Origin of the sequence: Variovorax soli NBRC 106424, assembly GCF_001591385.1 — a bacterium.
Lineage (GTDB): Bacteria > Pseudomonadota > Gammaproteobacteria > Burkholderiales > Burkholderiaceae_C > Variovorax > Variovorax soli.
In genome coordinates this window covers 14,962-29,023 of record NZ_BCUU01000068.1, presented here as the reverse complement: position 1 = coordinate 29,023, position 14,062 = coordinate 14,962, and the positions used below count along the sequence as shown (strand labels likewise).

The window sequence follows — 14,062 nt, the reverse complement described above, 5'->3', positions numbered from 1 at the left end:
TGGCGACGTTTTCATGGAGATGCTTGGCGAGCCCCCATCCCGGCCTTCCCCCAGCGGGGGAAGGAGCAAATCGCATTCCATTTCATTCGACGCCATGCAACGCCAGTAAGGTCTTCATGCGCTGCACCGCCAGCTCCGGCTTTTCCAGCACATGCGCCGCATCGGCCAGGCGGAACAGCTCCGCCAGGTGCTGCAGCGAGCGGGTGCTCTGCTGGCCGCCCACCATGGTGAAGTGCTTCTGGTGGCCGTTGAGCCAGGCCATGAAGACCACGCCCGTCTTGTAGAAGCGCGTGGGCGCCGCAAAGATGTGGCGCGACAGCGGCACCGTGGGGCCGAGTATGTCGTGGAACTTCTGCTCGTTGCCCTGGGCCAGTTCGCCCAGCGCGGCGCTGGCCGCCGGCGCGATGGCGTCGAAGATGCCAAGCAGCGCATCGCTCTTGCCATGCGTGGGCTCGCTGCCGATGCCGTCGCCGGCGATCAGCTCTGCGTAGTTGAAATCGTCGCCCGTGTACATACGCACACCCGCGGGCAGGCGGCGGCGCATGGCGATTTCCTTGTCCTTGTCCAGCAAGGAAATCTTGATGCCGTCGACCTTCGACGGGTTGGCCGCAATCACGGCCAGTGCGGTGTTCATCGCCTCGTCGATATTGCTGCTGCCCCAGTAGCCGGCCAGCGCCGGGTCGAACATGTCGCCCAGCCAGTGCAGCACCACCGGCTGTTTCGCCTGGCGCAGCACGCGGTCGTATACGCGCTCGTAGTCCGCCGGGCTCCTGGCCACGCGGGCGAGGGCGCGGCTGGCCATGATGATCAGCTTGCCGCCCAGGGCCTCGATGGCTGCCATCTGCTCCTCGTAGCCGCGGATCACGTCGTCCACGCTTTTCACCGAATCGATGTCGAGGTGGTCGGTGCCGCAGCCGCTGGCGAGAAAGGCGCCGGGGATGTCCTTGGCCGCGTCGATGGAGCGGCGGATGAGTTCCAGCGAGGTGGCCCAGTCCAGGCCCATGCCGCGCTGCGCGGTGTCCATGGCCTCGGCCACGCCCAGGCCCAGCGACCACAGGTGGCGGCGGTAGTCGATGGTGGCGTCCCAGTCGACGGCGGCTTGCAGCCACGGATCGACGGCGGCCAGCGGATCGGCCACCACGTGCGCGGCCGAGTAGGCGATGCGGTTGAACTTCAGGCCCGCGGGCGGGCGTGCCAGCACGCGGCCCTGCAGGGTGTAGGGCGCCAGCGCGCCGCCGGCGGTGGGAAGGTGGAGGGTCAGGGCCATGGCTCGATTCCGCGCTCGTTCAGATCTTCAGTGCGGGCACGTCGATCCAGCGGCGCTCCTGCCAGCTCTCCAGGGCCTTCTCGACCAGCTGCACGCCCTTGGCGCCTTCGGGCAGCGTCCACTTGTAGGGCGCGTCTTCCACCACGTGGCGGATGAAGTGCTCCCACTGGATCTTGAAGCCGTTGTCGTAGACCTGCGAGTCCGGAATCTCCTGCCACTGGTCGAAGAAGTTCATGGTCTGCTTTTCGTCGGGGTTCCACACCGGGCGCGGCGTGGCCACGCGCGACTGGGCGCGGCAGCTCGACAGGCCGGCGACGGCCGAGCCGTCGGTGCCGTCGACATGGAAGGTGACCAGGTCGTCGCGGCGCACGCGCGTCACCCAGCTCATGTTGAGCTGCGCGATCACCGGCTCGCCGTTGTGGCCGGTGAGCTCGCAAGTGGCATAGGCGGCGTCGTCGGCAGTGGCGGTGTAGGGCTTGCCGGCTTCGTCCCAGCGCGTGGGGATGTGGGTGGTGCCCAGGCAGCTGACGGACTTCACTTCGCCGAACAGGTTGTCCAGCACGTAGCGCCAGTGGCACATCATGTCCAGGATCATGCCGCCGCCGTCTTCCTTGCGGTAGTTCCAGCTGGGGCGCTGGATGGGCTGCAGGTCGCCTTCGAACACCCAGTAGCCAAACTCCAGGCGCACGCTGAGCATGCGGCCGAAGAAGCCGGCGCGGCGCAGCATGTCGAGCTTGCGCAGGCCGGGCAGGAAGAGCTTGTCCTGCACGGCGCCGTGCTTGATGCCCCGGGTGCGGCCCGCCTCTTCGGCCAGGCGCGCGATCTCCACCGCTTCGTTCAGGTTGGTGGCGATGGGCTTCTCGCAATACACATGCTTGCCGGCGCGAATGGCCTTGGCCAGCAGCTGCGGGCGCATCTGCGTGGTGCCGGCGTCGAAGAAGACGGTGTCGTCCGGGTTGGCCAGCGCCGCATCGAGGTCGGTGCCCCAGCGGGCAATGCCGTGCGCCTTGGCCAGCGCTTCCATCTTCTCGGCATTGCGGCCGACGAGGATCGGGTCGGGCATGACCTTGTCGCCGTTGGAAAGCGTCACGCCGCCCTGCGCGCGGATGGCGCAGATGGAGCGGATCAGGTGCTGGTTCATGCCCATGCGTCCGGTGACGCCGTGCATGATGAGGCCGAGTCGTTGGGTTGCCATGATGTGTGTGTCCTCCGAATGGGAAAAAGGTTGGGTGCCGCTTGCTTACTGCGGCGTCAGGCCGGCTGCCTTGACCAGCACTGCGTTGCTCTTGATTTCTTCCTGGATGTAGGCGTCGAACTGCTCGGGCTTGAGCGTCCAGGCGTCGGCGCCCAGCTTGGCGAAGCGCTCCTTCACCTCGGGGCTGGCCAGCGCCTTCTGCACTTCGTCGTGCAGGCGGTTCACCACGTCGCGCGGCGTCTTGGCCGGGGCCATCATGCCGATCCAGAAGTTGAATTCCGAGCCCGGCACGCCGGCCTCGCTGGTGGTCGGCACGTTGGGCAGGGCGCTCGCGCGCTGGGGCGAGCCCACCGCGAGGGCGAGCAGCTGGCCGTCCTTGATCTGCCCGATCACCGGGGCGATGGGCGAGAAGTAGTAGTCGACGCGGCCGGCCATCACTTCGGTCACCGCTTCGCCGGAGCCCTTGAAGGGAATGTTGGTGGCTTCGATCTTGGCGGCCACGCGGAACTTCTCGGCATTCAGGTGGGTGGCGCTGCCCTGGCCGGCCGATGCGTAGTTGATGCTGCCCGGCTTGGCGCGCGCGGCGGCGAGCAGCTCCTGCAGCGTCTTGATGTTCTTGGAAGGCGAGATGACCAGCGCGTTGGGCAGGCTGGAGATGGGCGTGATGCCGGCGAAGTCGTGCACCGTGTCGAAGGGCAGCTTGGCGAAGGTCGAGGGGCTCACCGTGTGCGACGACGAGTGGATCATGATCGTGTAGCCGTCCGGCGCGGCCGTGGCCACCATCTGCTGGCCGATGGTGCCGCTGGCGCCGCCGCGGTTGTCGATGACCACGGGCTGGCCCAGGCTCGTGCTCATCTTGTCGGTGATGGCGCGGGCAATGATGTCGGTGGTGCTGCCGGCGGCAAAGGGCACGATGACCCGGATCGGCTTGTTGGGATAGCCGTTTTGCGCGAAGGCGGTGGCAGCGCAAAGGCTGGCCAGGGCAACGATGGAACTGGCGGCGGCGAAGCGGGCAAGGCGAATCATCTTGAGGTCTCCGTTGTGGCTTTTTTAATTCACTGAATGGTGAATAGAAGAAATTCTAGAGGTGGGCTCTATCGTGGGTCAATAGCATTCCTCGCTCGAAAGAGGGTTGTGGTTTCAGGGTTTACACGGACTCGAGTGTCCGAATAATTCACCAGTCGGTTCGCATGGCATCCCACTGGATGCCGCATTCCGCGCCCGTGCCGCCGAAGCCGGCGGCATCGGTGATCGAACCCAGGTCGATCTGGCCGTGTTCGATGCGAAGCCGGGCGGCGCCCTCGCTTCGGACGTAGAGCGCCGGGTGCGTGCGCAGGAAGTGGTCCTGCTCAGCCTCGGGCAGGGCCGCCATGCCGTTCACATAGTGGTGGCCGTTGCGCTCCACATGGGCCAGGCCGAGCCAGCCGACCAGCGCCAGGTCCTGCTGCAGGCCCACGCCGGCCTGCATCGTGAGGTCTTCGCCGGAGAGAAAGAGCCGCCGCCGTGGGCCGGCCTGCGCGCAACGCGCCGCGTTGATGACGGACTTGTAGAAACCCTTGCAGCTCTTGCTCGAGACGCCGGTGTAGCCCAGCGGCCGGGCCTCGAGAAAGCTGGCGATGCGGCTGTCGGATTCGTCCACCAGCAGCGGCATGCGGGCGGCCGCGGCGCTCAGGTCGTGCTGAAGCGCGGTGGCGCGCTGGATGGGTTGTTCGATGAAGGCGCACCGCTGCGCCAGGCCGCGAAGCGATGGTTCGGCCAGGAAGGCGTCCAGGAAATCCTCGAAGGCGGCTGCATCCGCGTACTGCTCGTTGCCGTCCAACGTCACCAGCGCGGCCACCGGGTCGATGAGCCGGGCAATGCGCTTAAGGCGCTCCACGTCGGTGCTCGTGTCGCCGCACAGCTTGAGCTTGAAGTGCCGGTGGCCGTAGCGCGCGATGGCCGCCTGCAGCGAGGCAGGCAGGCCGTCGCGCGGGGGAGCGGCGAGTTCCCTGTCCTCGATGGCATCGGCCAGACCGACGGTGTGCCGGGCGGCGATTCTCCGGACTGGCTGCTGCGCCTTGGCGAAGGCGTCGAAGTCGAATCCCTGCAGGTCCGGTGCGAGTTCGGCAGGCGCCATGCCGCACAGGTTGGCCGACATGGCCTGGGCAAAGTTGCAGGACGCGTGCAGGCACAGGGCGTCCAGCAGGGCGCGGTCCACCAGCGCGGGGCCGTAGCTGGTCACCAGCGGGTTCAGTCCCGCCGTCTGGCCGGCATCCAGCAGGGCCTGATAGTGGCTGGCGAAATGGTGCCATGCGGTCTGGGCCTGCGCGTCGGAGAGATACGCGGCGCGCGCCAGCTGCAGGGCCCGCCGAAGCTGCGCGAAGTTCTCTTCGTTCGACAACCCGGGGTGCTTGTCGAACCACTTGGGAATCATCATCTCCGCTGCGCAGCCTTCGCTGGTGCGTCCGTCCGGCAGGCGGATGCGCGCGCGAACGTACACCTGCGGGCACGACGTGACGGTGGCGGCGCCAAAGCGGAAGGGCAGGCGCAGCACCACATCGCGCTCGAAGAAGCGGATCTCCTCGATGGCAAAGCGTGGCGCCGGCGCGGACATGGCCAGCCGCCTTCTCAATGGTCGAGGCTGCCTTGTGCGAAGAAGTGCGAACGCACGGTCTTCGCATAGGCGGCGAATGCGGGCGAGCCCATGATGTCCAGGCCGCGGTCGGCCGGCAGGTCGATCTCGTACTCGGCGGCAATGCTGCCGGGGCGCTCGCTCATCACGATCACGCGGTCGGACAGGAAGATGGCTTCGGGAATGCTGTGCGTGATCAGCATCACGGTCTTGCGCTCGCCGGTGGCCCAGATGCGGCGCAACTCCAGGTTCATCTTCTCGCGCGTCATGGCGTCCAGCGCGCCGAAGGGCTCGTCCATCAGCAGCACCGAGGGGTCGTGCAGCAATGCCCGGCAGATGGAGGCGCGCTGCTGCATGCCGCCCGAGAGCTGCCAGGGGTACTTGCCCTCGAAGCCCTGCAGCCCCGCCATGGCGATGAGCTCGGCCGCGCGGGCGCGCGCCGGCCCCATGGGCAGGTGGCGCATCTCGGCCTGCAGCAGGATGTTATCGAGCACCGTGCGCCAGGCCAGCAGCACCGCGCTTTGGAACACGATGCCCACGTCCTTCTGCGGGCCCTTGATCGGGTGGCCCGCCAGCGTGAGCGAGCCGCCGCTGATCGGCAGCAGCCCCGCCACCATCTTCAAGAGCGTGCTCTTGCCGCAGCCCGAGGGCCCCACCACCGAGACGAACTCGCCCTGGCGAATGCCGAAGTCCAGCGGCTGCAGCGACTGCACCGGCCCACCCTTGGTCTGGTAGGTCTTGCTGACACCGCGGGCTTCGATCAGGACGACGTCGGAACGGGGAGAGGACATGGGTTATTTGGCCGCGGGCAGGAAGTCCAGCGTCACATAGTCTTCGGGCTTGCCGCGGGTGGAGGCGTCCATGCCGCCGTACTGCACCAGCAGGTCCAGTGACTTGTCGACGTTCTTCATGTCCACGCGGAAGGGCGGCTGGCCCCGGGTCTCGGGCGTGTGGTAGAGCGCCACGCTCTGCTTCATGCCGACGATGAGCGTGTCGCGCACGCCGGCCTTGGGGTTGGCCTTGAGCATGGCGTCCACCGCCGCGGCCGGGTCCTTCTCGGCGGCTTCGGCCGCCCGGGTCGAGGCACGCATGAAGCGCTTGACCAGGTCGGGGTTCTCGGTGAGCAGGTTCTTGTTGGTGATGATGCCGGAGCTGATCTGGTTCACGCCCGAGTCGGCAAAGCGGATCGGTGTCACCGGCTTGCCGGTGGCGTCCTGCAGCTTGATGGCTTGGTCCATCACATAGCCCAGCAGCAGATCGGCCTGGCCGTTCATCACGGCGTTCAGCTTGGTCTGCGCATCGCCCGAAACGATCTTGACCTGATCGGCGCTGATGTTGTTGGCCTTGAGAAACACCGGCCACATCTGCGACATGGAGTCGCCCGGCGTCACGGCCACCGTCTTGCCGACGATGTCCTTGGGCGTCTTGATGTTCTTTTCGGAGAAGCCCATCACCGACATCGGGCTCACCTGGAACAGCACGCCGGTGGACTTCAGCGGCGCACCCTTGGCGGCCGCCTTGATCATGGTGGTGACGTCGATGTAGCCGAAGGTGGCCGACTTGGCCGCCACCGCCTGCGCGGTCACGGCAGAGCCGCGGCCTTCCTGGATCTCCAGCTCGATGCCCTCGTCCTTGTAGTAGCCCAGTTCCTTGCCCAGGAAGAAGGGGGCATGCTCGCTGTAGAGGTACCAGTTGAGCATCAGCGTGACCTTGTCGGCCGGCTTCGTCTGGGCCTGTGCCGGCGAAAGGGCGACCAGCGCGCCGACGGCGCCGGCCAGCAAGGCGGGAAGCAACTTCATGGTGTGTCTCCTGTTGGTTTTGGAACGAAGCTCAGAACACCTGGCGCTGCGAGGCATGCCAGGGAATCATCAGCCGCTCGACGATGTCGATGGCGACGAACAGGACCACGCCGATGGTCGAGAGCACCACCAGCGCCGCGAACATCAGCGGCAGGTCGAAGTTGCCGTTGGCCACCTGCAGCACGTAGCCGATGCCCGAGTTGGAGCCGACAAATTCGCCCACCACCGCGCCCACCACCGCCAGCGTGATCGCCACCTTCAGGCCGCTGAAGATGGCCGGCAGCGCCTGCGGCAGGCTGATCTTGAAGAAGGTCTGCAGGCGGCTGGCGCCCATGGAGCGGGCCAGGTCGAGCATGTCCGGCTCCACCGACTTGAAGCCCATCACGGTGGAGACCACCACGGGAAAAAAGCCCAGCAGGAAGGCCGACACCACCTTGGGGAAGATGCCGAAGCCGAACCACACCACGAACAGCGGCGCGATCGCCACCTTGGGAATGCTCTGCGAGAACACCAGCAGCGGATAGACGTAGGACTCCACCAGCCGCGAGTAGGCGATGCACATGGCGATCGGAATGCCGATGACGATGGTCAGGCCGAAGCCGCCCAGCGTGGCCAGCGTGGTCTTCCAGCTCTGAGAAACCAGCTGCGGCCATTCGGCCACCAGTTGCTTGACTACCTGCAGCGGCGGCGGAATCAGGTAGGCGGGGATGCCGAAGAGGCGAATCGCAAGGTCCCACAGAACGAGCAGCGCCAGGATGAGCAGGAAAGGGCGGAGCGCGGGCTGCAGCAGCAGTTTGCGAAGCATGGAAACAACTCCTGAGGGCGAGCCGATCCCGCGCGCCCGGGCCAGGCACGCCGCGAAGTTCACCAGTCGGTGAATTGTTCGATCCGCTGCAGGAAGATGTCAACGGCCCCTAGGGAAAGCACGGGGCGTTGGAGAGGGAGGCCGGGTGCGCCTATTTCAGCACGTACCCCAGCACCATTTCCGTCATGTGCGACAGGCGTTGCGCCAGCGCCTTGGGCGTGCGCAGGTCGCGTCCGAAGATGGTCGACAGGGTGGGGTTGTTCGACAGGTAGAAGTAGCAGATCGAGGCGATCGAGATGTAGAGCTGGATCGGGTCGACACCGTCGCGAAACAGGTCCTGCTTGCGGCCGCGCTCGAGCACGTCGGCCAGCATGGCCACCAGCGGCGAGTTCATTTCCTGGATGCGAGTGGACTGCTTCAGATGCACGGCCTGGTGCAGGTTCTCGCTGTTGAGCAGGGCGATGAACTCGGGGTGGTCGAGGTAGTAGTGCCAGGTGAAGGACACCAGCTGGCGGATGGCCTGCACCGGGTCCATCTCGTCCAGGTGCAGCGCCTGCTCGGCCGAGCGGATGTCGGCGTAGGTGCGCTCCAGCACCGCCAGGAACAGGTCGTCCTTGTTGCCGAAGTAGTAGTAGATCAGGCGCTTGTTGATGTCGGCGCGCTCGGCGATGCGGTCCACCCGGCCGCCGGCATAGCCATATTGCGCGAACTCATCCATGGCGGCGGCAAGGATCACCAGCTGCGACTTGTCGGCATCGCGCAGGCGGGGGGCGGTCGAGGTGGCGGGCATCTTCTTAGTAACCAAGGGGTGAATTGTTTTCTCGTCGAACGGATTGTGCGGCCTCGGGGCGCGAAGTGCGACACGATAATGGACGAATCGCCTGCTTCCTTTTCGTTTTTCCATGAGCGCAACACTCGCCGGCCGCCTCCTCGTCCAGTGCCTGATCGCCCAGGGCGTCGATACCTGCTTCGGCGTGCCGGGCGAAAGCTTCCTGGCCGTGCTCGACGGCTTTCATGCCGAGCAGGAGCACATCCGCTTCATCGTCAACCGGCAGGAGGGCGGCGCCGCCTTCATGGCCGATGCGCATGCGCGCATCACCGGGCGGCCCGGCGTGTGCTTCGTGACGCGCGGGCCCGGCGCCACCAATGCCTCCATCGGCGTGCACAACGCCTTCCAGGATTCGACGCCGCTGGTGCTTTTCATCGGCGATGTCGGCGGGGACTTCCGCGACCGCGAAGCCTTCCAGGAGGTCGATTACGGCAGCTTCCTGGGGCCGAGCACCAAGGGCTTTGCCAAGCGGGTCGAGCGCATCGACGATCCGCAGCGCATTCCGGAATACGTGTCGCGCGCCTTCGCCACCGCCATGAACGGCCGGCCCGGCCCGGTGGTGCTGGTCCTGCCGGAAGACATGCTGGCCCAAAGCGTCGATGCCAAGCCCCTGCCCAGGGTGGAGGCCGTGCAGCCGTGGAGCGACCCGGGCTCGCTGCGCGAACTGCGCGAATTGCTGCTGGCGTCGAAGCGCCCCTTCGTGATTGCCGGCGGCAGCGGCTGGACGCCGCAGGCGGCCCAGGCCCTGCAGCGCTTTGCCGAGAACTGGCGCCTGCCGGTGGGCAATGCCTTCCGCTTTCAGGATACTTTCGACAACCACCATCCGCTCTACGCCGGCGACGTCGGCATCGCCATCAACCCCAAGCTCGCACAGCGCGTGAAGGATGCCGACCTCGTCATCGCCATCGGCGCCAGGCTGGGTGAAATGACCACCAGCGGCTACACGCTGCTGGAGGCGCCGCGCTCCAGGCAGAAGCTGGTGCACATCCATGCCAGCGCGGAAGAACTCAACCGCGTGTACCAGGCCGACCTGGCCATCAATGCCGGGATGAGCGCCGCAGCGCGCAGCCTCGAAGTGCTCACGGCCCCGCCCGATGTGCCCTGGGAGGCCTGGAGCGAGGCTGCGCATGCCGACTACCTGGCCAACCTGGAGCCGCAGCCCTTGGCCGGCATGCCGGCAGGTGCGCCGCCGCGCGGTCAGGTGGACATGGCCGAAGTCGTGGCCCTGCTGCAGAAGCACCTGCCGCCCGACGCCGCCATCACCAACGGCGCAGGCAACTTCGCCAGCTGGGTGCACCGGTTCTTCCGCTACCACGGCCTGGCCAAGGGCCACAAGACGCAACTGGCGCCTACGGGCGGGGCCATGGGCTACGGCGTGCCCGCGGGCATTGCCGCCAACCTGGTGAGCGGCCGCGTGGCCTTCACCATTGCCGGCGACGGTGATTTCCTCATGAACGGGCAGGAACTCGCAACCGCGGTGCAGCATGGCGGCAAGAGCATCATCGTGCTGCTCAACAACGGCATGTTCGGCACCATCCGCATGCACCAGGAGCGCGAGTTCCCGACCCAGGTCAGCGGCACGCAGCTGCGCAATCCGGACTTCTGCGCACTGGCCCGGGCCTACGGCTACGCGGCGGAAAAGGTCACGGAGACGGCGCAGTTCGAGGCGGCGCTCTTGCGGGCGCTGGCGGCCGACACCGGCACGCTGATCGAGATTCCGCTGGACCCCGAGGTGATCACCACGCGCGGCACGCTCAGCTCGATCACCCAGGCGGCCCAGGCGCGCCAGGCGAAGTAGCGCGGGCCGTTTGGGCAAAAAATAAGCCGGCAGTTGCCGGCTTATTTTTTGGAAAGGTGCGCCAGGCGCACCCCAAGCGCAGTGCTTACTTGACGTGCTTGCCGATGAGGGCAGCCAGCTCGAACATCGAGACCTGGCCCTTGCCGAAGATTTCCTTCAGCTTGGCGTCGGCATTGATCATGCGCTTGTTGGCCTTGTCCTGCAGGCCGTTCTTCTTGATGTAGTCCCACAGCTTGCTCACGATGGCGGTGCGCGGCAGGGGAGCCGAGCCGACCACGGCGGCCAGTGCGGGGCTGGGGGCCAGCGCCTTCATGAAGGCAGCGTTGGGGGTGCGCTTCTTGGCGGGAGCGGCCTTCTTGGCGGGGGCCTTCTTCGCAGGAGCGGCCTTCTTGGCAGGAGCTGCCTTCTTCGCCGGTGCAGCCTTCTTGGCGGGAGCAGCCTTCTTTGCCGGAGCGGCCTTCTTGGCCGGGGCTTTCTTGGCCGGAGCCTTCTTTGCAGTTGCCATGGTTGATTTCCTTTTTTGGATTAGAGATTCACCAATGAAAACGTCGCTCCACTGGCATTGCGGATGCTAAGGGAGAAAAAACGCGTTTCCAAGGGAAAGGAGCACTTTTTCATTGGGAGCTGTTGTTTTTTTCAGAGGGAAGCAACACCGGGACGCTGGAGGGCGCCGCGGCACGCCGCCCGGGCCATGTCGCCAGGAGCACGCCCAGGAGTGCGCAGGCGAAGGCCGCCACCTGCAGGCCCGAGAGCTTTTCGCCCAGCACGAGCACGCCCACCAGCGCCGCGCTCACCGGCAGCATCACCGTGAAGACGCCTGCCTGCGAGGCCGGCACGCTGCGCAGGCCGGTCATCCACAGCCACACCGTCCAGATGCTGGCCGCCAGCGCATACAGCACCAGGAAGCCCCAGAAGGGCAGGCTGACCGCACCGAAGTCGAAGCGCAGGGCGAACCAGATGCCCAGGGGCGTCGACAGCGCGAAGCCCCACAGGTTGATCAGCGAGGAGATGCGCCGCGGCCCCAGCTTGCCGGTGAGCGACTTGCCGATGACCGCATACGAGGCCTCGCACAGCACCGCGCAGAACACGAGCGTGTTGCCCAGCCAGGGCATCGACCCGCCGCTGTTGCCGGCCGCCGGCGCATGGGCGCTGCCGTGGGCGGGCGCGAACGCCAGCAGCCCGATGCCGAGTGCGGCGCACACGATGGCCGCCAAGACCCGGCCGCTGATGCGCTCGCGCAGGAAGATCCAGCTGATGAGCGCCACCGCCGCCGGGATGGCCGCCATGATCACGCCGGCCGAAACCGCACTCGTCAGGCTCACGCCGAAGAGCATGCAGATCGAGAACAGGAAGTTGCCGAGAAAGGATTCGAGGAACACCAGCCAGCGCGTGCGGCTCGTCATCGGCGGCTCGCTGGCCGGACGGCGCAGCCAATGCGGCATGGCCAGCGCCGCGATGCCGAAGCGCAGCCAGGCCAGCAGGAACGCCGGAAATGCCGCGACCAGCGGCTTGGAAAGGGCCACGTAGCAGCCCACCAGCGACATGCTGAGGGCGAGGCAGCCATAGGCGACGATGCGCGGTGGGTGAGGGTGGTGCGTGCTCAACGGGCGTCGAAGGGTTGCGGGAAACTCGGCGGATGATGCCTCAAGCCCTCCATGCTTCTCCTGCGGCCGACCGCTACGTCTTCGTCTACGGAACCTTGCGCTCGGGCGGCAGCAACGACATTGCGCGCTGCCTTCCCGCACCGCAGTTCGTGGGCGCGGCCGAGATTGCCGGCACGCTCCACGACCTGGGCGCCTACCCGGGTGCGAGGCTGGGCGGCAGCGCGCGGCTGTACGGCGAGGTCTATCGCATCGAGCCCGCGCTGGAAGCGCAACTCGACCAGCTGGAAGAGGTGCGGCCGGACGACCAGGGCGAGTACCTCAAGCGCCAAGTGCAGGTGCAGGTCGGCGCGCGGCTGCTCGATTGCCTGGTCTACGAGATCCAGGCGGATCTTGTGACGGGGCGGCCCGTCATCGCGAGCGGTGACTGGTTTCGGCGGCGCTGAAAGGCTCGAGTTTCATCCGGACAAACTGCTTTTTGCATCGCGAAAAAACACCTTGCTGCAGCGCAAGAAAATTTCTCAATACAAGAAAAATAATTCCGCATTGAGAAAAACACTCGTAAGTCATTGATTTGTATTGACCAAAAATAAGTCTTCTATAAGACATAAGAGTTGAAGATCGCGGTACAGTTTGAGCCATGGCCACACCGGCCACACGCTTTCAATCAACCCTTCGGAGCTTGACCATGCCGCAATCCTTCACCGAACAACTCAGCCGCGAACAGCAGATCGCCGCCCTGGAAAAAGACTGGGCCACCAACCCCCGCTGGAAGGGCATCAAGCGCAACTACAGCGCTGCGGACGTGGTTCGCCTGCGCGGCTCGTTCCCCATCGAGAACACGCTGGCCCGCCGCGGTGCCGAAAAGCTGTGGGAGCTGATCAACGGCGGCGCGAAGAAGGGCTACGTCAACTCCTTCGGCGCCATTTCGGGCGGCCAGGCGCTGCAGCAGGCCAAGGCCGGCCTCGAGGCCGTGTACCTGTCGGGCTGGCAGGTGGCTGCCGACGGCAACACCTCCGAAACCATGTACCCCGACCAGTCGCTCTACGCCTACGACTCGGTGCCGGCCATGGTCCGCCGCATCAACAACACCTTCAAGCGCGCCGACGAAATCCAGTGGGGCCGCGGCATCAACCCGGGCGACAAGGAATTCATCGACTTCTTCCTGCCGATCGTGGCGGACGCAGAAGCCGGCTTCGGCGGCGTGCTCAACGCCTTCGAACTCATGAAGAACATGATTGCCGCCGGCGCTGCGGGCGTGCACTTCGAAGACCAGCTGGCCGCCGTGAAGAAGTGCGGCCACATGGGCGGCAAGGTGCTGGTTCCCACCACCGAGGCGGTTGAAAAGCTGCACGCCGCGCGCTTTGCCGCCGACGTGATGGGCGTGCCCACCATCGTGCTGGCCCGCACCGACGCAGAAGCCGCCAACCTGCTCACCAGCGATCACGACGCCAACGACAAGCCCTTCCTGACGGGCGAGCGCACGCAGGAAGGCTTCTTCCGCGTCAAGAACGGCCTGGAGCAAGCCATCAGCCGCGGCCTGGCCTACGCCGAAGTGGCCGATCTGGTGTGGTGCGAAACCGGCACGCCCGACCTGGGCTTTGCCCGCGAGTTCGCCCAGGCCATGCATGCCAAGTTCCCGGGCAAGCTGCTCTCCTACAACTGCTCGCCCTCGTTCAACTGGAAGAAGCACCTGGACGACAAGACCATCGCCGCCTTCCAGGACGAGCTGTCGGCCATGGGCTACAAGTACCAGTTCATCACGCTGGCCGGCATCCACAGCAACTGGTACAACACCTTCAAGTTCTCGCATGCGTATGCACGCGGCGAAGGCATGAAGCACTACGTGGAAATGGTGCAGGAGCCCGAATTTGCAGCGCGCGAGCAGGGCTACACCTTCGTGTCGCACCAGCAGGAAGTCGGCGCCGGCTACTTCGACGACGTCACGACCGTGATCCAGGGTGGTTCGTCTTCGGTCAAGGCCCTCACCGGCTCGACCGAGGAAGAGCAGTTCCACTGATCGACGACTGATTCCGCTGTCACATTTTCAGCCCGGCCAAGCGCCGGGCTTTTTTCGTTCTGGCGATGCGGCTCGGCTCGATGGGGCGTGGGGCGCATGAAACACCCCTTTGTTCGTGCAACGACGATTTCGGGCCA

The 14,062-nt window shown here is 65.9% G+C and carries 13 protein-coding genes; 3 read left to right on the top strand and 10 right to left on the bottom strand.

Translation table 11 applies throughout. The annotated features are described in order from the left end of the window. Positions 1-82: 82 nt before the first annotated feature. From VSO01S_RS18380 to VSO01S_RS18345, 8 genes are all read right to left on the bottom strand, one after another. Positions 83-1,267 carry a dihydrodipicolinate synthase family protein gene (locus tag VSO01S_RS18380; protein WP_068644259.1) on the bottom strand — a complete coding sequence of 395 codons (1,185 nt, stop codon included), beginning with the start codon at positions 1,265-1,267 and terminating at the stop codon, positions 83-85. A 19-nt stretch (positions 1,268-1,286) separates the two neighbouring features. Continuing rightward, positions 1,287-2,462 carry a Gfo/Idh/MocA family protein gene (locus VSO01S_RS18375; protein ID WP_068644258.1) on the bottom strand — a complete coding sequence of 392 codons (1,176 nt, stop codon included), beginning with the start codon at positions 2,460-2,462 and terminating at the stop codon, positions 1,287-1,289. A 45-nt stretch (positions 2,463-2,507) separates the two neighbouring features. Then, positions 2,508-3,488: a tripartite tricarboxylate transporter substrate binding protein gene (locus VSO01S_RS18370; RefSeq protein WP_068644257.1), complete on the bottom strand. Its 981-nt coding sequence runs from the start codon at positions 3,486-3,488 to the stop codon at positions 2,508-2,510. A gap of 148 nt (positions 3,489-3,636) precedes the next feature. Next, positions 3,637-5,055: an enolase C-terminal domain-like protein gene (locus VSO01S_RS18365; protein WP_068644256.1), complete on the bottom strand. Its 1,419-nt coding sequence runs from the start codon at positions 5,053-5,055 to the stop codon at positions 3,637-3,639. Between the two features lie 14 nt (positions 5,056-5,069). Further along, positions 5,070-5,864, bottom strand: a complete 795-nt coding sequence (locus VSO01S_RS18360; RefSeq protein ID WP_068644255.1) for an ABC transporter ATP-binding protein — start codon at positions 5,862-5,864, stop codon at positions 5,070-5,072. 3 nt (positions 5,865-5,867) lie between these two features. Beyond that, positions 5,868-6,872, bottom strand: a complete 1,005-nt coding sequence (locus VSO01S_RS18355) for an ABC transporter substrate-binding protein (RefSeq protein ID WP_068644254.1) — start codon at positions 6,870-6,872, stop codon at positions 5,868-5,870. A gap of 31 nt (positions 6,873-6,903) precedes the next feature. Beyond that, positions 6,904-7,677: an ABC transporter permease gene (locus tag VSO01S_RS18350; RefSeq protein WP_068644253.1), complete on the bottom strand. Its 774-nt coding sequence runs from the start codon at positions 7,675-7,677 to the stop codon at positions 6,904-6,906. A 151-nt stretch (positions 7,678-7,828) separates the two neighbouring features. Further along, positions 7,829-8,467 (bottom strand): TetR/AcrR family transcriptional regulator, encoded by a 639-nt coding sequence (locus VSO01S_RS18345; protein ID WP_068644252.1) that lies wholly within the window; start codon positions 8,465-8,467, stop codon positions 7,829-7,831. 112 nt (positions 8,468-8,579) lie between these two features. Between VSO01S_RS18345 and VSO01S_RS18340 the strand changes: the two genes are divergently transcribed. Then, the gene (locus VSO01S_RS18340; RefSeq protein ID WP_068644251.1) at positions 8,580-10,304 is read left to right on the top strand and encodes a thiamine pyrophosphate-binding protein; all 1,725 of its coding nucleotides are present in this window, start codon (positions 8,580-8,582) and stop codon (positions 10,302-10,304) included. Between the two features lie 85 nt (positions 10,305-10,389). On the opposite strand, the gene VSO01S_RS18335 is transcribed toward VSO01S_RS18340, so the two are convergent. Beyond that, positions 10,390-10,809: an SWIB/MDM2 domain-containing protein gene (locus tag VSO01S_RS18335; protein ID WP_068644250.1), complete on the bottom strand. Its 420-nt coding sequence runs from the start codon at positions 10,807-10,809 to the stop codon at positions 10,390-10,392. Positions 10,810-10,918: 109 nt separating this feature from the next. Beyond that, positions 10,919-11,848 (bottom strand): DMT family transporter, encoded by a 930-nt coding sequence (locus tag VSO01S_RS18330; RefSeq protein WP_153305305.1) that lies wholly within the window; start codon positions 11,846-11,848, stop codon positions 10,919-10,921. Positions 11,849-11,943: 95 nt separating this feature from the next. Between VSO01S_RS18330 and VSO01S_RS18325 the strand changes: the two genes are divergently transcribed. After that, positions 11,944-12,351 carry a gamma-glutamylcyclotransferase family protein gene (locus VSO01S_RS18325; protein WP_068644263.1) on the top strand — a complete coding sequence of 136 codons (408 nt, stop codon included), beginning with the start codon at positions 11,944-11,946 and terminating at the stop codon, positions 12,349-12,351. A gap of 242 nt (positions 12,352-12,593) precedes the next feature. Continuing rightward, positions 12,594-13,925 (top strand): isocitrate lyase, encoded by a 1,332-nt coding sequence (aceA, locus tag VSO01S_RS18320; protein WP_068644248.1) that lies wholly within the window; start codon positions 12,594-12,596, stop codon positions 13,923-13,925. Positions 13,926-14,062 lie beyond the last annotated feature (137 nt).